Here is a 26143-nt window from a genome sequence, read left to right on the forward strand (position 1 = left end):
TCAGCGAACGGTGTGCACGATCAGGACATCGGACGTCGCCTTGCGAGCGGCATCGGAAGGCACCGATCCGAGTAGACGCCCGGTCAACGTGTTCAATCCGCGATTTCCGACGACCAGCAAGTCGCCCTTCACCTCGTCGAGCAAAGCGAGAAGCGATTCGACGGGAGCGCCGACGACGGCGCGCTCGACAACATCCTTTGCCCCCTGGGCATGTGCGCGCTCACGAGCGGTGCGAAGGATCTCGTAGGTCGGAGCGGAACCGGTGACCTGGTAGGCCTCGTTACCCAACGCATCAGCGGCAGCGCTCACGTCCTTGGGATCAGCCGGGTAGTACGCACACGCGATGACGAGCTGAGCGTCCGAGCCACTGGCAATGGCGGCAGCTCTGTCGACTGCCTTCAGTGACGACTCGGAGCCATCGGTTCCTACGACAACGGTCCGGTAGGCACTCATTCATTCCTCCATGGTTACGGGACGGACGGTACGGCCGGCACCGGGCGCAACGCTGTTGCGCCCGCTCGACAACCGCTGCGCTGACATTAGCGGGATTGTGCCGCGGATAGTGTTATTTGCAGTACACGCCACAAGCCCACAGTGAATGTGATTCTTCGTCACAGACACATTTGTTCGGTGGTGACCACTCAGCGAAGTTTGCCAAAGCGGGGCCCGAACAGCGCCGCCGGAAATACTTCCTGCTCGACCAGGGCGGTACGCCACGGCGTCGCCAATTCCAGCAACCGCTTGGCACCCTCCTCACCCAGCGCATCCCACGGAGCCAAAGCGAGGTCGTCCGTCAGGTCTTCGACGACGTCACGCAAGTCCTGCCCGTCCTCGGTCAGCGCACCGGACGAACGATCCAGCAGTTCGCGGTCCTTCAAACTCTCGACGGCCTCGTCCCACTGTTCCTGCGACCATCCGCGACGAGTCTGCGCGAATTTGCGCTGAAACCCGATTCCCGTCGCGGTGTGCGTGATCAACGCGTCCAGGCCGTTCAATCCCGCGGTCTGAAGGGCCGCAATGTGGCCGTCACCGCGATACTCACGCAGCAGTGTCAGCGCGTGCCAGAAACGCAGGTGCGGCTCGGCCGGCCAGTCGAGCGACGCCCAACCCGCGTACAGAGGGCGGCCGTCCACTCCAGGAATGTTCTGGGCAGCGATCGACACGAGTTCGGCGGCCTCGGCCATGTCCGCCGATCCTGTCACGTCTGCACCGAACAGGCGGACGTACGCCGCGTCGATTGCCCGATACCGCGCGGCGGCAACCTCTGTGGGCCTTGCCAATTCCCAGGCACGTGGGATGACACTGGCGATCAATTCAGGATTGAAGTTGAAGAAGGTGGCCGTGACGACAGTCGCGGGTGGAGCGCCGAGCGGAGCTGATCGCCCGGCAAAGTACACCATTCGGCCAGGCTCCAACCCGACGCCGACAAGTTCCTTCTCCGTCTCCGGGACGAAGTACGCCAAGGAATGGAGAAGTTCGAGAGTCCGCGCGGTCTTGCCTGCAGTCTGTGCATCCATACCTGAAACCGTAGCGGTCGAAAGCACGAACGCACGCGAGGCGACCTACTTGAGACCCGCGGCGTCCATTCCTCGAAGCTCCTTCTTCAAATCCGAGATTTCGTCTCGCAATCGCCCAGCCAACTCGAACTGAAGGTCACGTGCAGCGTTCATCATCTGATCGGTGAGTTCCTTGACCAGATCTGCCAATTCGGCCCGAGGCATCGATTTGGTGTCGCGCCCCTCGTACACACCCGCACTGACCGCACGACCGGCCTCACCCTGCGCACGCCGACCACGCGTCGCATTGCGACCCGAACCACCGACGTCCACGGACGCCGCAGTGTCCTCTGCCTCCTCGTACACCTGATCGAGAATGTCCGCGATCTTCTTGCGTAGAGGTTGTGGGTCGACGCCCATCTTCTCGTTGTAGGCGACCTGCTTCTCGCGTCGTCGCTCGGTTTCCTCGATGGCCTGCGCCATGGAAGCGGTGATCTTGTCCGCATACATGTGCACTTGACCGGATACATTTCGAGCCGCTCGGCCGATCGTCTGAATGAGGCTGGTGGAGCTACGTAGGAAACCTTCCTTGTCGGCATCGAGAATCGCGACCAGCGACACCTCGGGAAGGTCGAGTCCCTCACGCAGGAGGTTGATGCCGACCAGCACGTCGTACTCCCCCAGGCGGAGCTGACGGAGCAACTCGACTCGCCGGAGCGTATCGATATCCGAGTGCAGGTAGCGGACGCGAATACCGAGTTCGAGCAGGTAATCGGTCAGATCTTCCGACATCTTCTTGGTCAACGTCGTGACCAGCACACGCTCGTCACGTTCCGCTCGCTCGCGGATTTCGTGAACGAGATCGTCGATCTGTCCCTTGGTGGGTTTGACGATGACCTCGGGATCGATCAATCCGGTCGGGCGGATCACCTGCTCGACGAACTCACCGCCGGACTGACCCAACTCGTACTTACCTGGTGTCGCCGACAAGTAGACGGTCTGACCGATCCGCTGACTGAATTCTTCCCAAGTCAGAGGGCGGTTGTCTGTTGCTGACGGTAGCCGGAATCCGAACTCGACCAGGTTTCGCTTGCGCGACATATCGCCCTCGTACATGGCGCCGATCTGAGGAACCGTCACGTGCGACTCGTCGATGACCAGAAGGAAATCTTCCGGGAAGTAGTCGATCAAGGTTGCGGGGGCAGTTCCAGGGCCACGGCCGTCGATGTGGCGCGAGTAGTTCTCGATGCCGGAGCAGAATCCGACCTGTTTGATCATCTCGAGGTCGTACTGCGTACGCATGCGCAGACGCTGAGCCTCGAGGAGCTTGCCCTTGCCTTCGAGCTCGGCGAGTCGCTCTTCGAGTTCCGCCTCGATGTCCTTGGCGGCACGCTCCATGCGTTCAGGGCCGGCGACGTAGTGCGTCGCCGGGAAGATACGAACCGTGTCGACCTGGCGAACGATGTCACCAGTCAGTGGATGGAGGTAGTACAGTGCCTCGATCTCGTCACCGAAGAATTCGATGCGGACCGCCAGCTCTTCGTACGACGGAATGATCTCGACCGTGTCGCCGCGCACGCGGAACGAACCTCGCGTGAACGCCATGTCGTTGCGGTTGTACTGAACGTCGACGAGCAGACGCAGGAACGCATCCCGCGGCACCTCCACACCGACGTCCAGCTGAATCGAGCGATCGAGGTACGACTGCGGTGTACCGAGGCCGTAGATGCACGACACCGATGCCACCACGACCACGTCCCGTCGTGACAGAAGGCTGGACGTCGCCGAGTGGCGCAGCCGCTCGACATCGTCGTTGACGGACGAATCCTTCTCGATGTAGGTGTCCGTCTGGGCGATGTACGCCTCGGGTTGGTAGTAGTCGTAGTACGAGACGAAGTACTCGACCGCGTTGTTGGGTAGCATTTCCCGAAGCTCGTTCGCGAGCTGAGCCGCCAAAGTCTTGTTCGGAGCCATCACCAGAGCCGGGCGCTGCAGCTTCTCGATCAACCACGCAGTCGTGGCCGACTTGCCGGTACCGGTCGCACCGAGGAGGACTACGTCCTTCTCCCCCTCGTTGATCCGTTTCTCCAGCTCGGCGATAGCTGCCGGCTGATCGCCTGCCGGTTCGTACGGGCTGACGACCTCGAAGCGCGCGTCTGAGCGCTCGATGTCACCAACCGGCCGAAACTCGGAATGCGCGACCACGGGATGTTCGGAAGCAAACGCCATGAAACCAGGGTAAGCGCACCTACCGACACAATGCCCGCTCGTCCGCGTTCAGCCGAAAATGCAGTTCGGCGGTAGGTTCTTCGACCATGAGCGAGGAACGTCCCCACATTCACCGGCCGAAGGTCGAAACCTTCGACATCGCAGCTCGCACCAACGTCGATCCCAAGGGCTTCGTTCGCCCGGTCGAGCACTACCGCGAAGAACCGTGGGGGCTGTACATGGCGCGCCACGCCGACCATCCCCGGTTTCACTACCTGGAGTCCTGGATCATTCCCGAACTCGGAATTCGGGCGTCGATCCTGCACTTCACCCCGGAACACATCCGAGACTGGGATTTCTATGTCGACATCGGCGACTTCATCCGCGGCGACCAGGTCTGGACGTCCGAGGACCACTACCTCGACCTGATCGTGCAGACCGGACGCAGCGTCGAATTGCTCGACGTCGACGAATTGCTCGAGGCGAACACCGCCGGGATTCTCGACCCGAAGACGTCAGAGCGTGCGATGCTGAACGCGGCCCGCGCTATCGACGGCATCGCCGCCCACGGTCACGATCTCGACGCCTGGCTCACCTCGGTGGGCATGCCGGTCACGTGGCGCTGAGTGGTTAGAGGGACCAGCCTGATTTCTCGGCCCACTCCCATGCCCGGTGGAAAGCGGCGTCGAACCACGGCGTCTTGACTCCCAGGTAGGCGTCGATCGCAGCGGCGTAGTCGTCGATGCCGGCGGCACTCTCGGCTGCCTTGACCTTGAGTTCGGCATATTCGGCACGCGCCGACGCATCGGCGCGAAGCCAGTCGCGGAAGAGGATCGCGAACTGCTGACCTGGCCAACCGTCCACCCGAATGTGAATGTTCGCGCGGCGCCCTGGATCGGCGCTTCCGTGAATTCGCTTCGCCCACACCGCCGGATCGGTCTCGCCACCGAGGTACGACGGTTTCGGGTCGTCGGCGACGATGTGCTCGATCCGGGGGAACCCGGCAGCGGCCAGATCTTCCGCGAGATCGTCGGCAACGCCGAGGTGCTCGACAGTGATCTGAATGTCGATCACGTCCTTGGCATCGAGACCAGGCACTGCGGTCGATCCGATGTGATCGATACGGCGCGCACGGTCACCGGACGCCAACGACAACCGGCCGATGATTCGTTCGGCCTGCGCCGGCCACGACGGGTCGGCTGGAGTCAGCTCGGGCAGTGCGCGCACTACCGTGCCCTCGCGGAGGTTCTTCTCGAAGGGAACAAGTCGATTCGCCCACAAGTCGCGGACCACGTCGTCGAGTGAACCCGGCTCTCCGCTGTTGTCGAGCCACACGTCGGCAACAGCACGACGCTGATCGTCATTTGCCTGCGCTGCGATGCGCGCACGAGCGTCGGATTCAGGCATGCCGCGCGAGCCCACCAAGCGCCGAACTCGTTCCTCCTCGTCGACGTAAACGATGACGACCAGATTGAATGCCGGCGCCATCGAACCCTCGACCAACAGCGGAATATCTTGAACGAGCACTGCATCCGACGGCGCAGACGAAATCTGCTCCATCGTCCGCGCACCGATCAGTGGGTGGAGGATGCCGTTGAGAGTTCCGCGTGACGTGTCGTCGGCAAACGCCAACGACGCTAGCGCGGGTCGGTTGAGGCTGCCGTCCTCGGACAGAATCCCGTCGCCGAATGCATCGACCAGAGCGGCAAGTCCCGGAGTACCGGGCTCGACCACTTCTCGGGCGATCAGGTCGGCGTCGACGATGACGGCTCCCAGTTCGCTGAGGATTTTCGACACTGTCGACTTACCGGCTCCGATGCCTCCAGTGAGGCCAACTCTCAACACACTCGACAGTCTCTCATCTCCGCGCCCGAGAGATTCAGACACGCCTACTGATCGAACACGCCGGGGCGTTCGAGGCTCAAATACCACAATTTCGGTGACCGTGCGGTTATGTTCTAGCGAACGCACCTGTACCTGCACCTTCTCGAGAAAGTGGACGCCATGCGAGCAGATCGCGACCATCACGGTCAGCACCGCCTCGGAATGCCGAACGGCGTGCACTGCATAGAGTTTCCCGAAGTTGCTTTTGCCCTGGCAGAGCACCGTCGTACGTGGTTCACGATGCTCGTGAGCCAAGGCCGACACAGCTTCGCGTCGATGCGTAAGCGCACAGCCGAAGCGACCGCCACCTACTGGGTGCCTGCTCCCGCAAACTGAGTTCTCTTCACGAAGTACAAAATGACCGGCAACCCTTCGGTGCCGGTCATTTTTGTGTTCACTCACTGAATTGATTCTTCGCTCGCAAGTGACACCTGGCAGAGAAAAGAACCCCGCCCCTGCACGTGCAGGGGCGGGGTTCTTCACAGATCTCGCCTGATCAGATCAAGCGGTAATCCTTATGCGTTGCCCGACAGCTTCTCGCGAAGTGCGGCGAGTTGTGCATCGCTGGCAAGCGATCCGCCAGCGGACTCGGCCGGAGCGGAGCCGGCAGCAGCCGGAGCCTCGGCGTCGTCTGCAGCAGCCGTCTCCGAGGAGTAGCCGGCAGCAGCGGTGGCAGCCTCAGCGGCCTCGTCTGCAGCGGTCTTCTCCATCTGAGCGGTGTGCATCTTGTGGCGACGCTCAGCCTCGGCGTAGCGGTTCTCCCACTCTTCACGCTGCTTGTCGAAGCCCTCGAGCCATTCGTTGGTCTCGGGATCGAAGCCCTCGGGGAAGATGTAGTTGCCCTGCTCGTCGTACGAGTCGGCCATGCCGTACTTGGACGGATCGAACTCGGCGTTGTAATCCTCGTTGGCCTGCTTCAGCGACAGCGAGATACGACGACGCTCGAGGTCGATGTCGATGACCTTGACGAGTGCATCGTCGCCGACGCCGACAACCTGGTCCGGAACCTCGACGTGGCGCTCAGCGAGCTCCGAGATGTGAACGAGGCCTTCGATTCCCTCTTCGACGCGCACGAATGCACCGAACGGAACCAGCTTCGTGACCTTGCCGGGCACGATCTGGCCGATGGCGTGCGTGCGGGCGAACTGACGCCACGGATCTTCCTGCGTTGCCTTGAGCGACAGGGAGACGCGCTCGCGGTCCAGGTCGACGTCGAGAACCTCGACGGTGACCTCGGTGCCGACCTCGACAACCTCGGACGGGTGATCGATGTGCTTCCAAGACAGCTCGGAAACGTGAACCAGACCGTCTACGCCGCCCAGGTCCACGAATGCACCGAAGTTGACGATGGAGGACACGACGCCCTTGCGGACCTGGCCCTTCTGGAGCTGGTGCAGGAATTCGCTGCGAACCTCGGACTGAGTCTGCTCGAGCCATGCGCGGCGCGACAGGACCACGTTGTTGCGGTTCTTGTCGAGCTCGATGATCTTGGCCTCGATCTCCTTGCCGACGTACGGCTGGAGGTCGCGGACGCGACGCATTTCGACGAGCGAAGCGGGGAGGAAGCCACGAAGACCGATGTCAAGGATGAGGCCGCCCTTGACGACCTCGATGACGGTGCCCTTGACGGCCTCGTCCTTCTCCTTGAGCTCCTCGATGGTGCCCCAGGCACGCTCGTACTGAGCGCGCTTCTTCGACAGGATCAGTCGACCTTCTTTGTCCTCCTTGGTGAGGACGAGAGCCTCGACCGCATCTCCCACGGAGACGACCTCATTGGGGTCGACGTCGTGCTTGATGGAGAGCTCACGAGAAGGGATGACGCCTTCGGTCTTGTAACCGATGTCGAGCAGAACCTCGTCGCGGTCGACCTTGACGATGGTTCCTTCGACGATGTCGCCATCGTTGAAGTACTTGATCGTGGCATCGATGGCGGCGAGGAAGTCCTCGGCGGAGCCAATGTCGTTAATGGCAACCTGCGGCGAGGTGACGGTTGTGGAGGGCATATGTTGAATTGCTCCGGACGAGTTGTGGTCGGTTGATGGATTTTGTCGGACGAGATGCGCAACTGTGGCGTACAAATGTTGGAAGTACTTTGTGAAGTACTAGATCGAAGTACCCAGCTGCATCAATAACGAACAACCGAATACCGGATCACATTCCACACCGCGGAAGCGCACCGCGAGCTCCCTCGGTCCGACCGATTCCGAGACCTTGGTAAAGATCTCGTATAGACAATCGGTCGGATGACAGACACTCGCGTGAGTAAGACTACGCGTCGGCTATCTTGCCGGGCAAACCCGGGTACCCTGCGCCCGCATCACCCGTTCTACTGTGTTGTTCATGTCTGACGAGCGCCATGCCGCTGCCAATTCCATTCTCGGTACCAGCGGCGTCGGCCGAGTCCGTGTCGATTCGAGTGCCAGCGACTGCGCCAGCCGTGCGTGGTGGGACGCCGACGCCGACGATTACCACCGAACCCACGGCGAGTTTCTGGGCGTGAACAGCGCGGAAGGTGAATTCGTCTGGTGCCCCGAAGGGCTGCACGAGGGCGATCACCACTTGCTCGGCGACATAGTCGACAAAGACATATTGGAAGTGGGTTGCGGCTCGGCACCGTGTGCCCGATGGCTCGCCGGACATGGTGCTCGGGCCGTCGGTCTCGACATCTCGATGGGGATGCTCGCCCGCGGGCAGGACGCGATGAATGCCGGCGGACCGGCAGTCCCGTTGATTCAGGCAAGTGCGGAACTCCTGCCGTTTGCCGACGGGAGTTTCGACATCGTCTGTTCCGCGTTCGGCGCCGTCCCGTTCGTTGCCGATTCGCAGCGAGTGATGAACGAAGTCGCCCGGGTTCTGCGTCCCGGCGGATCGTGGGTCTTTGCCGTCAACCATCCGATTCGATGGATCTTCCCCGACGATCCCGGGCCGAAGGGCTTGACCGCGACCCTCCCCTACTTCGACCGCACCCCGTATGTCGAGGTCGATGACAACGGAGTCCCCACCTACGTCGAGCATCACCGCACCATCGGCGACCGGGTTCGTGAGATCGTCGCCGCCGGACTTCAGGTGCGCGACATCATCGAGCCCGAATGGCCGGAGTGGTTGGACCGCGAATGGGGACAGTGGAGTCCCCTGCGCGGCCAACTCTTTCCGGGCACTGCAATTTTCAGCGCCGTCAAACCCTGACGGCTACAGCAGCTTCGACAGGAAAGCCTTGGTCCGGTCGTGCTGAGGATTGGCCAGGAGTTCCCGCGGCTCGCCTGCCTCGACCACAACTCCCCCGTCCATGAACACCAACTGGTCGGCGACCTCGCGGGCGAATCCCATCTCGTGGGTGACGACCACCATCGTCATGCCTTCTTTGGCCAACTGCTTCATCACGGTGAGAACTTCACCGACCAGTTCGGGGTCGAGCGCGGACGTCGGCTCGTCGAACAGCATGAGCTTCGGGTCCATCGCGAGGGCGCGGGCGATGGCAACTCTTTGCTGCTGACCACCCGACAACTGGGCCGGGTAGGCGTTGGCTTTGGCGCTCAACCCGACCTGATCGAGGAGGTCCTTCGCTCGTTCGACAGCCTTCTTCTTACTGACGCGCTTCACCTGCGTCGGCGCTTCGATGATGTTCTCGAGAGCGGTGCGGTGCGGGAACAGATTGAAGTGCTGAAACACCATCCCGATGTCGCGGCGTTGTTTGGCCGCTGCTCGCGGGTGAAGTTCGTACAGTTTTCCGTTCTTCTCCGAGTAGCCCACCAGGTCGCCGTCGACGTACAGTCGGCCGGCGTTGACCTGCTCGAGGTGATTGATGCAGCGCAAGAACGTCGACTTGCCCGACCCGGACGGCCCGACGAGACACAGGACCTGACCGGGGTCGATTTCGAGCGAAATCCCTTTCAGGACCTCCAATGCGCCGAAGTTCTTACAAACTCGGTCTGCTTTCACCATGGGGGTCATTTGCGTTCTCCTCCGGGGGTATCCGGAAGCGTTTCCACTACCGTAGCTTTTCCTTGCGCGTCGGCCAGTGCCTGAAGTTGGCGTGTGGTCAGTGCTCGGGTTGCGCCCTTCGAATAGTGACGCTCGACGTAGTACTGCCCGATCATGAGCAGACTCGTGATTGCGAGGTACCACGTCGCCGCCACCATCAACAGGGGAATCGGCTCGAAGTTGGCGCCCGAGATATCGCGCGCTCGACCGTACAACTCGAAGCTGTAAGGGACCGCCGTCACGAGCGAGGTGGTCTTGAGCATGCTGATGACCTCGTTACCGGTCGGCGGAATGATGACGCGCATCGCCTGCGGTAGAACGGTTCGTCGCATCGTCTGACTCCACGTCATACCCAATGCAACAGATGCTTCGGTCTGGCCCTCGTTGACCGAACTCACGCCGGCGCGGACGATCTCGGCCATGTAGGCGGCCTCGTTCAATGCCAAACCGATCACGGCAAACAGAAACGCTGCCTGCAAGTCCTGGAGATTGATGTGCGCAAACTGATGTACGAAGGGAATACCGAGATCGATGCTCTTGTAAATCGACGGGAACAGGCCCCAGAAGACCAACTGCACGTAGACAGGTGTTCCTCGAAAGATCCACAGATAGCCCCAAGCCGCGGCGCGAAGCACCGGGTTGGGAGAGAGTCGCATGACTGCCAGAATCACACCGAGGACGATCGCGATCACCATTGCCAGCACCGTCAGCTGGATCGTTGTCCACGCACCAGCGGAGATGCGTTTGTCGAACAGATACTGACCGTAAGTCCCCCATGCAAAGGCTTCGTTGGTCGCCGCGCCGTAAACGAACAGTCCGAAGAGGACCACGACGACGACCGCGGCAATCCAACGACCAGGTCTGCGTAGTGGAATCGCCTTGATCGGCACCGGATCGCCGGTCTCAGTTGTTGTCATGTTCATCAGCTTTCCGCGCCGTTGATCTTGGATACTTCGATGACGCCGGCCTCGACACTCCAGGTCTGCGCGATCTGTTGATAGACACCGTTGTCGATCAGGTACTGCATTGCCTGCTGCAGGGCGGGACCGAGGGCGGAACCCTTCACGATCGGCCAGCCGTACGGCGCGGAATCAAAGGGCTGACCCGCAGCTTCCATCCGCCCCTTACTCCGTTTGATCGCGTAGCCGGTCACCGGTGAATCAGCGGACAACGCGTCGACTCGACCCAGGATGAGTGCGTTGGCCGCGTCGTCCTGACTGTCGTACTTAATCTTCTCGATGGGCGGCTTGCCCGCAGCAACGCATGCCTCGCTCTTGGCGGGTACTTCGTCGATGTCCTCGGTAGTTGTGGTCTGTACCGCCACTCGCAACCCACACGCATTGTTCGGGTCCACGGGATTGTCCGGCCGCTGAGCCCACTGGATACCTGCGCTGTAGTACGTGACGAAGTCGACCGACTTCTCCCGCTCCTTGGAGTCGGTGAACGAAGACATGCCGAGGTCGTAGCTTCCCGACTGGATAGCGGGGATGATCTTGTCGAAGTCGGCCTGGTTATAGACAGCTTCGATCCCGAGCACAGTCGCCACTGCGTTCATGATGTCGACGTCGAAGCCGACGATTTTGCCATTCTCATCTTTGAATTCGTTTGGTGCGTAAGGAATGTTGACCCCGACCTGCAGCTTGCCCGACTCCCTGACGTTCGGGGGCAACAGGGCGGCGATCTCGGGCACCTTCTGGATGTCAAGTGGCGGCCCCTCCGGAACGAGGCCCTCGTTGTTGGTCACACACCCGCCGCACAGTGCGACGATCAAGCCCACCAACAAGACTCGCACCACGTTGGCGCGGATACGCCCGCCACTGCTCGAGCCATAACTCACGCCACGTGGCCTTGGTGCCCGTGCGTTTTCATCGACCACGACTCTGCTCTCCACTCGTCGATCGCCGCACTTGCAACGTCCATCCGAAATTCAGTCGAACGGTAGGTTACGGCAGGAGTTCCACCGTCGCCGACTTCGCAAGATTCCGGCCTGTCGTACAAGAATCAGCGACGCAGAGTGTGTGCGTACACGACTTCGGAAAATTCGCTGGTCGATGCCAAACCGCCGAGGTCGGCGGTCGCGATGCCCGACGCGATGGTCGTGCGAACGGCATCTGAAATCCGGCGTGCTGCCGCAGACAACAACCGATCGCCACGCGCATCACCGAGCCAGTCGAGCATCATTGCACTCGAGAGGAACAGTGCCGTCGGGTTCGCCCGATTCTTCCCGGCGATGTCGGGTGCGGCACCGTGCGCAGCCTGAGCCATGACCTGCGTCTCGGAAGCGTTGATCGACGGCGCGGTTCCGAGTGAACCGGACAGCTCGCCCGCCAGATCCGACAAGATGTCGCCGAACATGTTTTCGGTCACCACGACATCGAAGTCGCCGCCGCGCCGAACCAGGTGCGCCGCCATCGCGTCGACGTGCTCGTCGTCGACGACTACGTGTGGGTACTCCGCAGCGACTGTTCGGCAGGCGTCACGGAACAGGCCGGTGGTCAGTGTGAGGACGTTGGCTTTGTGGACGATCGTGACGTGATTGCGCCGTCGCGACGCCAACGCGAAGGCAGTGCGTGCGATCCGTTCACACGCAGCGCGGGTGAACACACCGACGGCCAGCGCGATGTCGGGCGTCGGCATGAACTCGCCGCTGCCGACTGCCATGTTCCGATCCGCGTACAACCCCTCGGTGTTCTCGCGGACGATCACCAGATCCATGTCGGGGACCATTGCCTTGACACCGGGGAACGCCGCTGCCGGTCGGATGTTCGCGAACAGCTCGAACTTCTTCCGGATGACGCCGCCGGGTGTGAGTTGTCCGCGAAACCTCTCCGGATAGGACGCACTGTCGTGGGGTCCGAGAATCCAACCCTGCAGCTGCCCCAACGAATCGATGGTCTCGTCGGGAATCGGTGTGCCGTGGCTGTCGATGGCCGTGTTCCCGAGCGGAAGCTCGACCCACTCGACGGGCGGAGCATGAACCGCTGACAACGCCGCATCCACGATCTGCCGTGTCGCCGGGACGATTTCGTGGCCGATTCCGTCGCCGTGCATGAGTCCCAGCCGCATGGCCGAAGTACCGATTGCGCTCGCACCTGTCATCAGGCAATCATTGCTCACCATGGTCCAGTCGGTGGAATTGCTCCTCGATCCAGTGAGTGAGTCGGCAGTCCGAGCACAGTGGCAGCTTCTCGCCGACGCCGGTTTACCAAGTCAGGCCTCTCATCACAGCCCGTCCAACCGTCCGCACATCACACTGTTCGTCGCCCGTGAGATCCCCGCGGAGGTCGACGGACTGTTGAAGCGGCGCTTCTCGGCCCCGGACTTCGAGGTCCGACTCGGTGGCTACATCGTGTTCGGCGGCAAGCAGATGGTCTTGGCGCGCTCGGTCATTCCTTCGCGCGCACTCCTTCACCTGCACCGAGAAATAGCCGAGGCAACCGTTGGTTCGACGGCGCTTCCCGCCCACGTCGAGCCCGGCGGGTGGACTCCTCATGTGACGCTCGCCCGACGCGTCGAACCTGCACGTCTGGGTGAAGCCATTGCCCTGGTCGGTAACGACGTGATTCACGGGCGCAGCGGCGCGATCAGGCGCTGGGACGGCGAACAGAAGACGGAGTGGTTACTGACGCCGCCGCTGTGACAGATCGGGTTGCACGTCGGGTCACCAGGATTCCCGCGATCACCGAGAGTGCACCAACCGGCTGATTCCAGCCAACGCTTTCGTTCAAGACTATTGCGCCGAGAGCGACGCCCACCACTGGACTGAGGTAAGTGACGGTGGACGCCGCAGTCGGCCCCCACCCCTGAACGACATTGGTGTTCCAGATGAATGCGAGCCCGGTCCCCAGTGCGCCCAGAGCGATCATCGACAGGACAACTGCCGGCGTCAGGTGCATCGGTGTATTCGCGATGACCGGTGAGGCCAGAACCATCACGAATGCACCGATACTGATCTGCAATAACGCGACCGTGCGGGTGTCGACGCCGAGAGGAAGCACGAAACGTCTGAGGTAGACAAACGAAATCCCGTACGAGGCAGTCGCTCCCAGGCAAGCGACCTGAGAACTGACACTTCCGCCGACGCCGAGATTCCACGGCGCCAATACGATCAGCACCCCACCGAATCCGAGAAGCAACCCCAGCGATTTGTATCGCGTCAGCGTCTCCCCCGGCAGAAAGGCAAGGGAGACAGCCATAGTCATCAGTGGCGTGGTGGCGTTGTAGATGCTCGCGAGTCCCGAAGACATGTTTTGCTCCGCCCAACTGAACAGCAGCCACGGCACGATGCATTGTGTCGCTGCGAGAAAAGCCATGTGTTTCCAGACGCGAAAGTCCCTCGGTAGGCCGATCCGGCTGACCGCTGACACGAGAACCAGCGCGAGCGCACCGAAGACCAAGCGCCACAGAACTACCTGCGTGAAGGACAGACCTTCGAGCCCGATCTTCATGAAGAGGAAACTGGCTCCCCACACCACCGCAGCTGCGGTGTATTGAAAGGCCAGACTTGCCCTCAAAGGGTGAAGTCTCCGTGCGGACTGACGTCGTGACGAGTGTCGGGCGTTCGGCCGGCAAGAGCTAGTACGTTCAGGACCAGTAGGACCAAGACGCTGACGACGATGATTGCCATGTGTCCAGCCTGACGGAATGTCCCACGTGGCAGTAGTGGCAGAAAAGCCAGACTTGGACGATTTTCTGCCACTTTCCTGTTTTTCTGTCACACTCGAAAGATGCTCGCGAAAGTGGTGGTCCCACTGATGCCGATGACCGAAGCGTTCGAACTCGGCGTCGCATGTGAAGTCTTCGGCTTCGACCGATCCGACGACGGCCTCCCCACGTACGACTTCTCTCTGATCGCCGCAGTTCCGGGTCCGATCCGAACGCGGTTCGGGTACAACATCGATGTTCCGTACAACCTCGATTCTCTCGACGACGCCGATCTCATCGTCGTGTCCGCCGGCGGAACCTACGACGCCGGCGACGCGTACATGTGCTCACCGAGTCCCGACTCGAGTGTCGATCCCCTGTTGGTCAAACTCAACGAGGCCTTAGCCCGGGGCGCCAAGGTGGCGAGTCTGTGCACCGGAGCGTTTGTCCTCGGGGCGGCTGGACTACTGGACGGAAGGCGATGCACGACGCATTGGCGGCATGCAGAGAGGCTTGCCCAGACGTATCCGGAAGCCAAGGTCGATCCGGACGTGTTGTACGTGGACGAAGATCCGGTGTTCACCAGCGCAGGCACCGCGGCAGGAATTGACCTGTGCCTGCACATCGTCCGAAAAGAACAGGGTTCTCGCGTTGCCAATGGCATCGCGAGAAGGATGGTGGTGCCGCCCCATCGTGACGGTGGGCAAGCCCAGTACGTTGCCACTCCCCTCGCCTCGACGCCGAGTGCAACCCTTGCCCCGCTCCTCGACTGGATGACGGAGAACCTCGCCCTCGACCTCACTGTGGGCATGGTCGCAGCCCGCGCGAACATGTCCGCGCGCACGTTCGCGCGCCGTTTCCAAGCGGAAACGGGAACAACCCCCGCCCGCTGGCTCAGCGATCAGCGAGTACTGGCCGCCCAACATCTCCTCGAGAATTCCGACCTCTCCGTCGACGTCATCGCAGAACGCGTCGGATTCGGCGGCGGTGCCGTGCTTCGCCAGCACTTCATTCGTCTGCGTTGCACCACGCCGCAGGCCTACCGCCGGACGTTTCGGGCGACCGAGAACGCAAGCTGAAATCGGCTCAGGGAAGAATCAGCGGTTCCGGGGCGTTGCACACACCAACAGCCCGCACAATGGAAAGGACCCCTGTGGCCACCCAGACACTCACCCAGCAGAACTTCGACGAAACGATCAACGGCAGCGACGTCGTCCTCGTGGACTTCTGGGCCTCCTGGTGCGGCCCGTGCCGCCAGTTCGCACCGACGTTCGAAGCCTCTTCGGAGAAGCATGCCGACGTCGTTCACGCCAAGGTCGACACCGAGGCCGAGCAGGGAATCGCAGCGGCCGCCAACATCCGCTCCATCCCCACGATCATGGCCTTCCGCGAAGGCGTACTCGTGTTCAACCAGGCCGGCGCGCTTCCCGCCGCTCAGCTCGAGGAGCTCGTCACTCAGGTCAAGGCACTCGACATGGACGAGGTCCGCAAGCAGATCGCAGAGCAGACCGCATCTGCTGAATAGCGTGAAAAGGCTGGGCCGGAATCGAAGTCGATTCCGGCCCAGCCTTTTTCGTTGCTGCCTAGTGAGCCGCGCTGTCCCAGCTTCGACCGGTTCCCACCGAAACATCCAGAGGCACCGACAGCTCGATGGCTGTGGCCATCTTGTCCTTGACCAGCGCGGTGACCTCCTCCAACTCGGAGGCAACCACTTCGAGCACCAATTCGTCGTGCACCTGCAACAGCATGCGCGACTTCAATCCGGCGTCAGCGAGAGCCTTCTGCACGTTGATCATCGCCACCTTGATGATGTCGGCCGCAGTGCCCTGGATCGGCGCATTGAGGGCAGCACGTTCGGCAACCTCACGACGCTGACGGTTGTCGCTGTTGAGGTCCGGCAGGTAGCGACGACGACCGTAGAGCGTCGAGGTGTAGCCGTCCTTACGTGCCTGCTCGACCACCGCGTGGAGGTAATCCCGCACGCCGCCGAAACGAGCGAAGTACGCATCCATCTGCTGCTTCGCTTCTTCGGTCGAAATCTTCAGCTGCGACGCCAATCCGTAGGCACTGAGCCCGTAGGCCAGACCGTACGACATCGCCTTGACCCGGCGCCGCAGTTCTGGAGTCACCTCTTCGATCGGTACACCGAATGCGCGCGAGCCGACAAAGCTGTGCAGGTCCTCACCGGTGTTGAATGCCTCGATCAGTCCCTCGTCGCCTGATACGTGCGCCATGATGCGCATTTCGATCTGGCTGTAGTCGGCAGTGAGTAGAACGTCGAACCCTTGCCCGACTACGAATCCGTCGCGAATCTCGCGCCCCGCGTCGTTTCGCACCGGGATGTTCTGCAAGTTCGGATCGGTCGACGACAGACGTCCGGTCGCGGCAACCGTCTGGTTGAACGTCGTGTGAATGCGTCCGTCTTCGGCTACGGCCTTGAGAAGACCGTCGACGGTCACCTTCATACGCGTCGCATCACGGTGCGCGAGAAGGTGTTCGAGGAACGGGTGTCCTGTCTTGTCGAACAGACCCTGCAACGCCTCGGCGTCGGTGGTGTAGCCCGTCTTCGTCTTCTTCGTCTTGGGCATGTCGAGTTCTTCGAACAAGACCACCTGCAGCTGCTTCGGCGAACCCAGGTTGATCTGCTTGTCGATCACCTCGTAGGCCGAGTTTGCTGCGTCGGCGACCTGGGAGGCGAAACGGCTCTGAAGATCGTGCAGATGCGCGCTGTCGACGGCGATGCCGGTGGCCTCGATCTGAGCGAGCTCGATCGTCAACGGCAGTTCCATGTCGGAGAGGAGCGACTTGGATTCGATCGACTCCAACTCGGTGTCCAGTGCAGCTGCCAAGTCGAGAACGGCCTGAGCGCTGAGCATCGCGGTCTCGGCCGCTTCGGCATCGAGCTGCTCGGTGTCGTCGAGCAGTGAAAGCTGTTCCTGGCCGGATGTTTCGGCGCGCAGTTCACGCTTGAGGTAGCGGAGCGAGAGGTCGTCGAGATTGAAGCTGCGCTGGCCCGGCCGGACGAGGTACGCGGCCAGAGCAGTGTCGCTGGTCAGTCCACCGAGCGTCCAACCACGCCCACGCAGAGCATGGATCGCCCACTTGGCTTCGTGCAGCGCCTTCGGCTGCGATGCGTCGGCGAGCCAATCACCGAGAGCTGCTTCGTCTTCCGGTGTTGCCGTCGACGCCGCGATGTATGCACATTCACCGTCGGAGGCCGCGATCGCGAGTGCAGTGACGTCGCCGGCGAACGGAGTTCTGGTTCCGAGCACCGTCACGCCGTGACGCTCACCGGTTCGTGCGTGGGCGTCGAGCCACGCGGCAACCGCACCCGGGGCGAGTGCGTCGCCGCTGACCTCGAACCCTTCCTCTGCTTCGGGCTCGGACGACGACAGGGTCGCGAACAGTCGATCGCGGAGAACCTTGAACTCGAGATCGTCGAACAACGCATGAATCTTCTCGCGGTCCCACGGGGCCAACACCAACTGCTCGGGCGTGTACGGCAAGGGAACGTCGCGAACCATTTCGGTGAGCTGACGATTGAGCAGGACGTTCGCGAGGTTCTCCCGCAGTGAGTCGCCCACCTTGCCGCGGACCTTGTCCACGTTGTCGACCAGTCCCTGCAGGTCGCCGTACTCACGGATCCACTTGGTGGCGGTCTTCTCGCCGACGCCGGGGATGCCGGGGAGGTTGTCACTCGGGTCGCCGCGCAGTGCAGCAAAATCGGGATACTGCGCCGGGCTGAGGCTGTACTTCTCCTCTACGGCCGTCGGCGTGAATCGGGTGAGCTCCGAGACACCCTTCTTCGGGTAGAGCACAGTGACGTTGTCGGTCACCAGTTGCAGCGAGTCACGGTCACCGGTCACGACGAGAACCCGGTATCCGAGGGCCTCCGCCTGCGTGGTCAAGGTGGCGATCACGTCGTCGGCTTCGAAACCTTCCTCGGCCATGACCGGGATGCCCAGCGCGCCGAGAACGTCCTTGGTGATGTCGATCTGGCCCTTGAATTCGTCAGGAGCCTTCGCGCGCTGCGCCTTGTATTCGGGGAACAGGTCGGCGCGAAACGTCTGACGCGACACGTCGAAGGCCGCGGCCAGGTGGGTGGGCTGCTCGTCACGAAGAAGGTTGATCAACATCGACGTGAAGCCGTACACCGCGTTGGTGGCCTGCCCACTGTGTGTCTTGAAGTTCTCTGCAGGCAGCGCGTAGAAGGCGCGAAACGCCAACGAATGCCCGTCGAGAAGCATCAGAAGAGGGCGATCGTCCGCCTTGCCGGTGGTGCCGGCTGGAGCGGTGGACGTGCTGGACCGAGTTGTGGTTGCGGGGCTCACGGTTCATCAGTCTAGGGATCGCGACCGACATCGACGCCTTCGCCGTTGTTTACGCAGGAACAGACACAAGAATCGGACAATTGATGCAGCCTTCGCCTTCGATACGGAACCGAAACATCCCGGAAATCTCAGAACCCCATCTGAAGCGAACGGAGCCGTTAGAGTCCGGAAATCGCAGCAGCGAAACAATCCCTCTGCTGCGCGGCACTTTGTCCAGACGCGCTATTCCCGACCCGCTCGGAGGACGTACGTGGCCCCACCCGTAGTGAAACGGCAGACCCTCGCGACACTCAGCCGACTACTGGCCTTTGCATTACTGACGTTCTTCGCATTACTCAGCCTGGCCGGAACTGCTTCGGCTCAGGAACCGACCACTTCCCCTACACCGCCGACCCCGACAGCATCCGCGCCACCGACAGCACCGGTTCCCGACAACGCTGTCCCCGTCAGCGGCAATCTCAACAACGGCGGCACACGCCTCGAGGGCGTCACCGTGCGTGCACTCGATTCTTCCGGCACGGAAGTCGCCACCGGAGAATCGGCATCGAACGGCCGTTGGGAACTGGCCGTGGCACCGGGCACCTACACCTTCGAGATCGTTGCCGACACACTTCCCGACGGGGTCAGTGTGCAAGCCGCTGTCGAACGCGAGGTGGTGGCCGGCCGCGCGAACACCGTGATCTTCTCGTTCGGCGAGGTACGTACCGCCTCGAATGTCAGCTTCGGCGAGAAGCTGATCCGCACGACGGTCGACGGTCTGCGGTTCGGCCTCGTGATCGCGATCGCCGGTGTGGGTTTGAGCCTGATCTACGGCACCACTGGCCTGACCAACTTCGCTCACGGCGAGATGGTGACGTTGGGAGCCGTTGCTGCCTGGGTGATCAACACGTCCTTCGGCGTTCCGCTGATTCCCGCCACGATCCTCGCGATCTTCGTCGGCATCGGCATCGGCCTGCTGACCAACGGAATCGTCTGGAAACCACTGCGTAAGCGCAAGACCGGGTTGATCGCGCAATTGGTGGTCTCGATCGGCCTCGCGATTTCATTGCGCTACTTGATCCTGATCTTCTTCTCCGACCGCGCCGAACCGTTCGACGACTACCAGGGCCAGGTCGAGAAGAACTGGGGCCCGATCGCACTGACCGACGCCAACGCGATAGTCATGATCGTCAGTCTGGTCGTCCTGGTCGGCGTCGCACTGCTTCTGCAGAAGACTCGCATCGGAAAGGCCATGCGTGCCGTCTCCGACAATCGTGACCTCGCCGCTTCGTCCGGAATCAACGTCGAGCGCGTGATCATGTTCGTCTGGGGTCTCGGCGGCGGATTGGCCGCCCTCGGCGGTGTGCTGTTCGGCATCTCCGAACTCGGCGGACGCGTCCAGTGGGAAATGGGATTCAAACTGTTGCTGCTCATGTTCGCCGGAATCACCCTCGGTGGTCTGGGAACCGCGTACGGGGCGCTACTCGGCTGCGTCATCGTCGGACTTCTGGTCCAACTCTCGACGCTCATCATCAACCCAGACCTCAAATACATCGGCGGACTTCTCGTCTTGATCGTGATCCTCGTGGTTCGCCCCCAGGGCATCCTCGGATCCAGACAAAGGATCGGGTGACGAATATGGACATCATGGGAGCTTTCCAGGTTTCCTTCGCCCAGCTGATCGGGCCGTCGGCAATCTTCTACGCACTGTTGGCAATCGGGTTGAACCTGCACTTCGGCTACGCCGGACTGCTCAATTTCGGTCAGATCGGGTTTGCCCTTCTCGGCGGCTACGGCGTCGGCATCATGACCGTGACCTACGACCAGCCGCTCTGGCTCGGCATCCTCGTCGGACTCACCGCAGCCGGGCTCCTCGCGCTCGTGCTCGGTATCCCGACGCTGCGTCTGCGCGCCGACTATCTCGCCATCGTGACCATCGCGGCCTCGGAGATCTTGCGTCTGATCTTCCGCTCGACCGCGTCGGATTCGGTGACCGGTTCCACCAATGGCCTGTTCGGTTTCGCAGACCCGTTCACCGCACTGAGCCCCTTCGACTCGGCCAAGCAGTACTCATTTCTCGGCGTGAAGTTCTACGGAGACGACCTCTGGTCGATGGTCGTGGGGTGGACGCTGGTCTTGATCTTGTGCGGATTTGTCTACCTGTTGACGCACAGCCCGTGGGGGCGCGTCCTCAAGGCGGTACGCGAAGACGAGGACGCAGCGCGATCGTTGGGCAAGAACGTGTTCGTGTACAAGATGCAGGCGCTGGTTCTCGGCGGCGTGATCGGTGGTCTGGCCGGAGTGTTCAACGCTTTGCAGACCAAGTCCATCAACCCGGACTTCTACTCGACCGCGCAGACGTTCTTCGCGTTCGGCGCACTGATTCTGGGCGGGGCGGCAACGGTATTCGGCCCGGTGGTCGGCGCAATGTTGTTCTGGTTCCTCCTCGCCATCCCTGATGCCTTGCTGCGTCAGGCGATCTCCGGCGAGAATCCGCTGCTCTCGCTGACCGAACAACAGGTCGGAGCCACCAGGTATGTCCTGCTCGGATTGATGATTGCTCTCCTGATGGTCTTCAGACCGCAGGGAATACTGGGTAACAAGCGGGAGGTGCAACTCAATGCTTGACGCCGATACCAGAGCACAGATCTTTGCCGACGTTCCTCACCTTCCCGGATCGGCGAAACCCGATCCGGTGTTGGTCGCTGACAACGTCTCGCGGACGTTCGGCGGTCTCAAGGCCGTCGACGTCGATCACCTCGAGATTCAACGAGGGTGCATCACGGGTCTGATCGGTCCAAACGGTGCCGGAAAAACGACGCTCTTCAACCTCCTTACCGGATTCGACCGGCCGGACACCGGTACGTGGTCGATGGACGGTCAATCGCTGGGCCGCATGTATCCCCACCAGGTAGCCAGGAAAGGAGTGGTACGGACGTTCCAGTTGACCAAGGCGCTCTCCAAACTCACCGTGCTGGACAACGTACGTCTCGGTGCCACCGGCCAACGTGGTGAACGCATTTTTGCATCTCTCGTCCCGTGGATCTGGAAAGGCCAGGAACGCGAGATCACCGATCGCGCCAACGAACTCCTCGCACGATTCAAACTCGACACCAAGGCCGACGACCTCGCCGGTTCACTCTCCGGTGGGCAGCGCAAACTGCTCGAAATGGCTCGCGCACTCATGACCTCGCCCTCGGTGGTGATGCTGGACGAACCGATGGCGGGGGTCAATCCTGCTCTGACGCAAAGCCTGCTCGGACACATCAAGTCATTGCGCGACGACGGAATGACCGTCGTGTTCGTCGAGCACGACATGGACGTGATCCGAGACATCAGCGATTGGGTGGTGGTCATGGCGCAGGGCAGCGTCATCGCCGAATCCACCCCGGACGAACTCTCGTCCAACACAGCCGTCGTCGACGCATATCTGGGCAGCCACCATGACCAGGCCCTCGAGTTCGACGACAACGGAAATCCGGTGGGCGAGACGGCCGTTCTGGCCGCCGCCCTGGCTGAAGCCGAGGTCGAAACCCTCGAGTCGGGCGGGGACCTGTCGGAACCCGACGTCGACAACCTTCCGGCCGATCTCGCCGCGACGCTGGAATCGAGTCCCGAGGAACCGCGCGGAAGGCACGAGAAGCCATGAGCGAGAACCACGCACGTTCACTCACGCCTGCAGAGTTCGCCGCGACGGCCGAGGAGCATCAGCGACTGTCGGCAGGTGCCCTGATCCGCGCCGACAGCCTCGTCGCGGGCTACATTCCCGGCGTCAACATCCTGCGTGAATGCAACTTCTTCCTGAAGGAAGGGGAAATCGTCGGGATCATCGGACCGAACGGCGCAGGCAAATCGACACTCCTGAAATCACTGTTCGGACTGATACCGGTACGCGAAGGGTCGGTCACCCTACGCGAGGACAACATCACGTCTGCGCCCGCTCACGTCCTCGTTCAGAAGGGAGTCGGGTACGTCCCTCAGACACAGAACGTCTTTCAGACTCTGACCATCGAAGAAAACCTCGAAATGGGCATTTATCTGCGGCCCAAGGCATTCGCGGAACGATTCGCCTTCGTGAGTGAACTGTTCCCTCTTCTGAGTGAACGACGAAAGGTGAAGGCCGGCGCACTCTCCGGCGGCGAACGCCAGATGGTCGCGATGGGCCGGGCCCTGATGATGGATCCGTCGGTGCTGCTGCTCGACGAACCGTCCGCGGGCCTGTCCCCCATGTTCCAGGACGAGGTGTTCATCCGCTGCAAGAAGATCAATGCTGCCGGTGTCTCGGTCATCATGGTCGAGCAGAACGCGCGCCGCTGCCTTCAGATCTGCGACCGCGGTTACGTACTCGATCAGGGTAAGAACGCGTACACCGACACCGGCGCCAATCTGATGAACGACCCCAAGGTGATCGAGTTGTACTTGGGAACGCTCGCTGGAAGCAAAGAGAAGTAGGACAGACACGAGAATGGGCCAGGGTCGCGAGACCCTGGCCCATTCTCGTTGGCTGCTTACCTGCCCACGACTTACTTGCCCACCACCACGAATCCTTCTGTGGTCAGGGTGTTCTCAGGGCCGAACTTGAGCTTTCCGTACGAACCGATGGACGGCTCCCCCGAATCGTTGAAGTCCAACTCACCGGTGATGCCGTCGTAGTCGATGTCGGTTCCCGCCTTCACCAACGGCAGGCACTCGACGTAGGACGTGCACTTGGTGCCGCCTTCGGTGACGCTGTTGATGTTGGCCGCGATGTCGGTACCGGCCGTCGACTTCGCCTGCTCGGCAGCGAGCGCTGAGATCACCACCGCGTCGTATGACTCTCCGGCGTAGTTGAAGTCGATCAGAGAGGGGTTCACAGCCTTCAGACGATCCTGGAAGGCAGCTCCGACGTCCGTCAGGGGCGTCGTTCCCTGCATGGTGTCGAGCAACGGCTTCGCCACGGATTCGCCGAGAGCGTTACCCATGTTGCCGTCGACGCCGTACATCGCCATTCCGTCCGACGGGCCGATGCCCACTTCGTGCATGCGCGTGATGATCTTCGCCGACTCTTCGAAGCCCACCAGTGCCACTGCATCCGGATTGAAGTTCTTGACTTGATCGACTTCGGAGTTGAACGACTGCGCGTTCGGGTCGTAGATGATCTTCTCGATCTGATCGGAGGGGACACCCGAATCGATCAGATTCTTTTCGATGTTGTCCGCCAGACCCGTCCCGTACGGGTCGTTGAGGGCCATGATCGCTACGCGCTGACCACCGTCGTCCGAAATGAGCTGTGCGACGGCCTGAGCCTGTAGTACGTCCGTCGGAGCGGTGCGGAAGTACATGCCCTTGTCGGGGTAGCAGACGAATTGGTCCGAGGTGTTGGCAGGCGAGAACATCACGACGCCTGCGCTGGCGATCTTGTCGATCACCTTGAGCGAGACCGAGGACGACGCGGCGCCGACGATGACCTGAGTGCCTGCAGCCAATTCGCGGTCGACGGTGGTGTTGGCGGTGTCCGTTGTGGTGTCACCCGAATCGCCGGGAATCAGCTGGACCGGTTGGCCGAGAACGCCTCCGGCTGCATTGACGTCATTGACTCCCAGCTGGGTGCCCGCGACCATCGGCGGCCCGAGGAACGACAAGCTGCCTGTATCGGGAAGAAGCGTGCCGATGCGCAGCGCTTCCGTGGACGGGGTGGCGCCGGCCTTGGCCTGCTCCGGGGTGCAATCAGTCGTGACGGATGTCGTCGCGGCAGAAGCGCCGGACGTAGAGCCACTCGAAGACGAGTCATCCGACTTGTCCGAGCTACAGCCTGCAAGTGCCAGTGATGCCGCGCCGAGAACTGCAGCAGTACGCACAAGTGTTCGTCTAGCCATCCCACGCTCCTAAGATCAGCCGGTGCTCGCGCCACCCGAACTGGCGCTCGCTGTGGGATCAGACGCTAGACCTTGGAACCGTTTCGCGATCCTTCAAGAAAGCCCTGTGACCTGACTGTTATCTGAAGGTGCACAGTGTTTACACGGCTGTAGCGCTGCGCGACGTTTCGACGGTCGACGCAGCAACCGGGTAACCCGGACACTTTGCTCAAGCGTCCGGTTCACCGCCCAGAGTTTCCAGTACGACCTGTGCGACCGCCTTCATCGTGGAGCGCCGATCCATCGCGGCGCGCTGAATCCACTTGAACGCCTCAGGTTCGGTGAGCGCTTGGCGAACCATCAGAACACTCTTGGCTCGCTCGATCAGCTTGCGTGCTTCGAGCCGGTCCGAAAGATCAGCGACCTCACGCTCGAGCGCCGTCACCTCGCGGAAACGACTGACCGCCAATTCGACAGCGGGAACGAGGTCACTGATCGAGAACGGCTTGACCAAGTAAGCCATGGCGCCGGCATCGCGTGCGCGCTCGACCAACTCGCGCTGACTGAACGCTGTGAGAATGACAACAGGAGCGATGCGTTTGGCGGCAATCTCCGAAGCGGCGTCGATGCCGTCTCTCCTGGGCATTTTCACGTCCATGATGACCAGATCAGGCTTGAGCGACTCGGCCAACTCCACCGCGACCTGCCCGTCACCGGCCTCACCGACGACGTCGTAGCCCTCTTCGCGGAGCATCTCGACCAGATCCATGCGGATCAACGCCTCGTCTTCAGCGACGACAACACGACGGGGTGCGAGCTGATTGCCTTGCGGCTGCGGCGAATTCATGGCCACCATCCTCCTCCATCGAACCGCCCCGACACGAGACGCGAACGATTAGAGGGTACCGGTGTTTGACATTGAAATCGCATCTTCTAATGTAGTCATCGCAACAAGCCCTCGTATCCCAATTGGCAGAGGAAACGGATTCAAAACCCGTCCAGTGTGAGTTCGAGTCTCACCGAGGGCACCACCTGCCGCAGCTGGCCGCACCGCAAGGTTTCGGCATTCGGCTGTACCCCAGATCGACCGCCGTAGATTCGATCCATGAACGGTCACCGGCTGATTGCTCTGCTCGGAGCCATATCGATTCTCGCGCTGCTCACCGGGTGTCAAACAGACGGCCAATCCAATACTGCCGGCGAATCCAGCACTGCCGGCGAATCTTCCACCCAGGCCGCGCTCGATGCTGCAACACAGACCGGCACCCTTCAGGTCGGCTCTCCCCCTATCGATGCCCCATCCACCGAGATCTCCATGCCTCCCCCGTTCCCGAACGACACGGAGGTCCCTTCACCGACTCCGCGCGTCGACGTGACCGAGATCGACGTGATCGATCACGATGGTTTCACCCGCATCACCTATCGCTTCGACGGAAGCGGATCTGTGTTCTGGAAAACCGAATACGTCAGTGAAGCAATCCGAGCGGGTGACAGCACAGTCGTGGACGTCGGAAGTCGATCGATACTTCAAGTCGACCTGATGGGAGTCCAATCGGATTCGTCGCTCAACTCCGTATCTCACGAGGGCGAAAACATCACGCGCATAGACAGTGCAGCCAGGAACAGTGCGATCCTGCAGTCGTTTGTCGGCACGGTCGACATCCGTCCGGCATACACCGTATCGACATCCGATTCACCGTCCCAGTTGACGATCGACATCCCCAAGGCAGACAGCTGACTGTCGAATACCCAATTGCGCGCTCAGCTCAGCCATTCCAGCGCAGCG

The 26143-nt window shown here is 61.6% G+C and carries 24 protein-coding genes and 1 tRNA gene; 12 read left to right on the plus strand and 13 right to left on the minus strand.

What is annotated here, in order from left to right:
• From ACBG85_RS15590 to uvrB, 3 genes are all read right to left on the minus strand, one after another.
• Positions 1 to 453 (minus strand): universal stress protein, encoded by a 453-nt coding sequence (locus ACBG85_RS15590; protein ID WP_003944055.1) that lies wholly within the window; start codon positions 451 to 453, stop codon positions 1 to 3.
• A gap of 188 nt (positions 454 to 641) precedes the next feature.
• Positions 642 to 1517, minus strand: coding sequence for a hypothetical protein (locus ACBG85_RS15595; RefSeq protein WP_372023948.1), 876 nt, complete (start codon positions 1515 to 1517; stop codon positions 642 to 644).
• 45 nt (positions 1518 to 1562) lie between these two features.
• Entirely contained in the window at positions 1563 to 3725 is a 2163-nt protein-coding gene (uvrB, locus tag ACBG85_RS15600) for an excinuclease ABC subunit UvrB (protein WP_007728743.1), read from the minus strand.
• 86 nt (positions 3726 to 3811) lie between these two features.
• On the opposite strand from uvrB, the gene ACBG85_RS15605 reads away from it, so the two are divergent.
• Positions 3812 to 4330 (plus strand): DUF402 domain-containing protein, encoded by a 519-nt coding sequence (locus tag ACBG85_RS15605; protein ID WP_054187412.1) that lies wholly within the window; start codon positions 3812 to 3814, stop codon positions 4328 to 4330.
• A gap of 4 nt (positions 4331 to 4334) precedes the next feature.
• On the opposite strand, the gene coaE is transcribed toward ACBG85_RS15605, so the two are convergent.
• A complete protein-coding gene (gene coaE / locus ACBG85_RS15610; RefSeq protein ID WP_030536741.1) occupies positions 4335 to 5549 on the minus strand; it encodes a dephospho-CoA kinase in 1215 nt (404 codons plus the stop codon).
• A gap of 159 nt (positions 5550 to 5708) precedes the next feature.
• Between coaE and ACBG85_RS15615 the strand changes: the two genes are divergently transcribed.
• Entirely contained in the window at positions 5709 to 5924 is a 216-nt protein-coding gene (locus tag ACBG85_RS15615) for a hypothetical protein (RefSeq protein ID WP_003944056.1), read from the plus strand.
• A 179-nt stretch (positions 5925 to 6103) separates the two neighbouring features.
• Here ACBG85_RS15615 and rpsA read toward each other — a convergent pair whose 3' ends face one another.
• Entirely contained in the window at positions 6104 to 7591 is a 1488-nt protein-coding gene (gene rpsA, locus ACBG85_RS15620; RefSeq protein WP_003944095.1) for a 30S ribosomal protein S1, read from the minus strand.
• Between the two features lie 337 nt (positions 7592 to 7928).
• Between rpsA and ACBG85_RS15625 the strand changes: the two genes are divergently transcribed.
• On the plus strand, positions 7929 to 8774 hold the full coding sequence (locus ACBG85_RS15625; protein ID WP_311093582.1) for a class I SAM-dependent methyltransferase: 846 nt from the start codon (positions 7929 to 7931) through the stop codon (positions 8772 to 8774).
• Between the two features lie 3 nt (positions 8775 to 8777).
• Here the strand turns inward: ACBG85_RS15625 and ACBG85_RS15630 are convergent, their stop codons facing one another.
• The 4 genes from ACBG85_RS15630 to ACBG85_RS15645 all read right to left on the minus strand — a co-directional run bounded on the left by ACBG85_RS15630 (position 8778) and on the right by ACBG85_RS15645 (position 12668).
• Complete coding sequence (locus tag ACBG85_RS15630; protein ID WP_019748634.1) at positions 8778 to 9539, minus strand: amino acid ABC transporter ATP-binding protein; 762 nt, start codon at positions 9537 to 9539, stop codon at positions 8778 to 8780.
• Positions 9536 to 10492: an amino acid ABC transporter permease gene (locus tag ACBG85_RS15635; RefSeq protein ID WP_019748635.1), complete on the minus strand. Its 957-nt coding sequence runs from the start codon at positions 10490 to 10492 to the stop codon at positions 9536 to 9538. Before ACBG85_RS15635 ends, ACBG85_RS15630 begins: the two co-directional genes overlap by 4 nt.
• Positions 10492 to 11406, minus strand: a complete 915-nt coding sequence (locus tag ACBG85_RS15640; RefSeq protein ID WP_372023952.1) for an ABC transporter substrate-binding protein — start codon at positions 11404 to 11406, stop codon at positions 10492 to 10494. The genes ACBG85_RS15635 and ACBG85_RS15640 overlap by 1 nt, the downstream gene beginning before the upstream one ends.
• 164 nt (positions 11407 to 11570) lie before the next feature.
• Positions 11571 to 12668 carry an isocitrate/isopropylmalate dehydrogenase family protein gene (locus ACBG85_RS15645; RefSeq protein WP_064689634.1) on the minus strand — a complete coding sequence of 366 codons (1098 nt, stop codon included), beginning with the start codon at positions 12666 to 12668 and terminating at the stop codon, positions 11571 to 11573.
• Between ACBG85_RS15645 and ACBG85_RS15650 the strand changes: the two genes are divergently transcribed.
• A complete protein-coding gene (locus ACBG85_RS15650; protein WP_193595251.1) occupies positions 12634 to 13209 on the plus strand; it encodes a 2'-5' RNA ligase family protein in 576 nt (191 codons plus the stop codon). The two genes, ACBG85_RS15645 and ACBG85_RS15650, sit on opposite strands and share 35 nt — an antisense overlap.
• On the opposite strand, the gene ACBG85_RS15655 is transcribed toward ACBG85_RS15650, so the two are convergent.
• A complete protein-coding gene (locus ACBG85_RS15655) occupies positions 13154 to 14083 on the minus strand; it encodes a DMT family transporter (RefSeq protein ID WP_372023953.1) in 930 nt (309 codons plus the stop codon). The two genes, ACBG85_RS15650 and ACBG85_RS15655, sit on opposite strands and share 56 nt — an antisense overlap.
• Positions 14084 to 14296: 213 nt before the next feature.
• Between ACBG85_RS15655 and ACBG85_RS15660 the strand changes: the two genes are divergently transcribed.
• Together ACBG85_RS15660 and trxA are read left to right on the plus strand one after the other, a co-directional pair.
• The gene (locus ACBG85_RS15660) at positions 14297 to 15292 is read left to right on the plus strand and encodes a helix-turn-helix domain-containing protein (protein WP_372023955.1); all 996 of its coding nucleotides are present in this window, start codon (positions 14297 to 14299) and stop codon (positions 15290 to 15292) included.
• 74 nt (positions 15293 to 15366) lie between these two features.
• Complete coding sequence (trxA, locus tag ACBG85_RS15665; RefSeq protein WP_003944106.1) at positions 15367 to 15738, plus strand: thioredoxin; 372 nt, start codon at positions 15367 to 15369, stop codon at positions 15736 to 15738.
• Positions 15739 to 15796: 58 nt separating this feature from the next.
• Here the strand turns inward: trxA and polA are convergent, their stop codons facing one another.
• Positions 15797 to 18544 carry a DNA polymerase I gene (gene polA / locus ACBG85_RS15670; protein ID WP_007728727.1) on the minus strand — a complete coding sequence of 916 codons (2748 nt, stop codon included), beginning with the start codon at positions 18542 to 18544 and terminating at the stop codon, positions 15797 to 15799.
• Between the two features lie 301 nt (positions 18545 to 18845).
• Between polA and ACBG85_RS15675 the strand changes: the two genes are divergently transcribed.
• Genes ACBG85_RS15675 through ACBG85_RS15690 form a run of 4 tightly spaced genes read left to right on the plus strand, consistent with a single transcriptional unit; the run spans position 18846 to position 22975 of the window.
• Positions 18846 to 20156: a branched-chain amino acid ABC transporter permease gene (locus tag ACBG85_RS15675; RefSeq protein WP_223304673.1), complete on the plus strand. Its 1311-nt coding sequence runs from the start codon at positions 18846 to 18848 to the stop codon at positions 20154 to 20156.
• 5 nt (positions 20157 to 20161) lie between these two features.
• On the plus strand, positions 20162 to 21151 hold the full coding sequence (locus ACBG85_RS15680; protein WP_003944088.1) for a branched-chain amino acid ABC transporter permease: 990 nt from the start codon (positions 20162 to 20164) through the stop codon (positions 21149 to 21151).
• Positions 21144 to 22172 carry an ABC transporter ATP-binding protein gene (locus ACBG85_RS15685; RefSeq protein WP_007728722.1) on the plus strand — a complete coding sequence of 343 codons (1029 nt, stop codon included), beginning with the start codon at positions 21144 to 21146 and terminating at the stop codon, positions 22170 to 22172. Before ACBG85_RS15680 ends, ACBG85_RS15685 begins: the two co-directional genes overlap by 8 nt.
• On the plus strand, positions 22169 to 22975 hold the full coding sequence (locus ACBG85_RS15690; protein ID WP_372023956.1) for an ABC transporter ATP-binding protein: 807 nt from the start codon (positions 22169 to 22171) through the stop codon (positions 22973 to 22975). Before ACBG85_RS15685 ends, ACBG85_RS15690 begins: the two co-directional genes overlap by 4 nt.
• A 71-nt stretch (positions 22976 to 23046) precedes the next feature.
• Here the strand turns inward: ACBG85_RS15690 and ACBG85_RS15695 are convergent, their stop codons facing one another.
• Complete coding sequence (locus ACBG85_RS15695; RefSeq protein ID WP_003944031.1) at positions 23047 to 24378, minus strand: ABC transporter substrate-binding protein; 1332 nt, start codon at positions 24376 to 24378, stop codon at positions 23047 to 23049.
• A gap of 208 nt (positions 24379 to 24586) precedes the next feature.
• Positions 24587 to 25204 carry an ANTAR domain-containing response regulator gene (locus ACBG85_RS15700; protein ID WP_003944029.1) on the minus strand — a complete coding sequence of 206 codons (618 nt, stop codon included), beginning with the start codon at positions 25202 to 25204 and terminating at the stop codon, positions 24587 to 24589.
• 107 nt (positions 25205 to 25311) lie between these two features.
• Here ACBG85_RS15700 and ACBG85_RS15705 point away from each other — a divergent pair.
• Together ACBG85_RS15705 and ACBG85_RS15710 are read left to right on the plus strand one after the other, a co-directional pair.
• Positions 25312 to 25388, plus strand: a tRNA-Leu gene (locus ACBG85_RS15705).
• 74 nt (positions 25389 to 25462) lie between these two features.
• Positions 25463 to 26095, plus strand: coding sequence for a hypothetical protein (locus ACBG85_RS15710; RefSeq protein ID WP_211921108.1), 633 nt, complete (start codon positions 25463 to 25465; stop codon positions 26093 to 26095).
• Positions 26096 to 26143 lie beyond the last annotated feature (48 nt).

This window comes from Rhodococcus sp. NyZ502, from assembly GCF_041464245.1.
GTDB lineage: Bacteria > Actinomycetota > Actinomycetes > Mycobacteriales > Mycobacteriaceae > Rhodococcus_F > Rhodococcus_F qingshengii.

Coding starts and splice junctions, on each gene's coding strand:
- ACBG85_RS15690 (WP_372023956.1), top strand. CDS start 22,169: ATGAGCGAGAACCACGCACGTTCACTCACGCCTGCAGAGTTCGCCGCG.
- ACBG85_RS15710 (WP_211921108.1), top strand. CDS start 25,463: ATGAACGGTCACCGGCTGATTGCTCTGCTCGGAGCCATATCGATTCTC.
- ACBG85_RS15660 (WP_372023955.1), top strand. CDS start 14,297: ATGCTCGCGAAAGTGGTGGTCCCACTGATGCCGATGACCGAAGCGTTC.
- ACBG85_RS15645 (WP_064689634.1), bottom strand. CDS start 12,668: ATGACAGGTGCGAGCGCAATCGGTACTTCGGCCATGCGGCTGGGACTC.
- rpsA (WP_003944095.1), bottom strand. CDS start 7,591: ATGCCCTCCACAACCGTCACCTCGCCGCAGGTTGCCATTAACGACATT.
- ACBG85_RS15605 (WP_054187412.1), top strand. CDS start 3,812: ATGAGCGAGGAACGTCCCCACATTCACCGGCCGAAGGTCGAAACCTTC.
- ACBG85_RS15680 (WP_003944088.1), top strand. CDS start 20,162: ATGGACATCATGGGAGCTTTCCAGGTTTCCTTCGCCCAGCTGATCGGG.
- ACBG85_RS15650 (WP_193595251.1), top strand. CDS start 12,634: ATGGCCGAAGTACCGATTGCGCTCGCACCTGTCATCAGGCAATCATTG.
- ACBG85_RS15615 (WP_003944056.1), top strand. CDS start 5,709: ATGCGAGCAGATCGCGACCATCACGGTCAGCACCGCCTCGGAATGCCG.
- ACBG85_RS15595 (WP_372023948.1), bottom strand. CDS start 1,517: ATGGATGCACAGACTGCAGGCAAGACCGCGCGGACTCTCGAACTTCTC.
- uvrB (WP_007728743.1), bottom strand. CDS start 3,725: ATGGCGTTTGCTTCCGAACATCCCGTGGTCGCGCATTCCGAGTTTCGG.
- ACBG85_RS15685 (WP_007728722.1), top strand. CDS start 21,144: ATGCTTGACGCCGATACCAGAGCACAGATCTTTGCCGACGTTCCTCAC.
- ACBG85_RS15700 (WP_003944029.1), bottom strand. CDS start 25,204: ATGAATTCGCCGCAGCCGCAAGGCAATCAGCTCGCACCCCGTCGTGTT.
- ACBG85_RS15590 (WP_003944055.1), bottom strand. CDS start 453: ATGAGTGCCTACCGGACCGTTGTCGTAGGAACCGATGGCTCCGAGTCG.
- ACBG85_RS15695 (WP_003944031.1), bottom strand. CDS start 24,378: ATGGCTAGACGAACACTTGTGCGTACTGCTGCAGTTCTCGGCGCGGCA.
- ACBG85_RS15635 (WP_019748635.1), bottom strand. CDS start 10,492: ATGAACATGACAACAACTGAGACCGGCGATCCGGTGCCGATCAAGGCG.
- ACBG85_RS15625 (WP_311093582.1), top strand. CDS start 7,929: ATGTCTGACGAGCGCCATGCCGCTGCCAATTCCATTCTCGGTACCAGC.
- ACBG85_RS15630 (WP_019748634.1), bottom strand. CDS start 9,539: ATGACCCCCATGGTGAAAGCAGACCGAGTTTGTAAGAACTTCGGCGCA.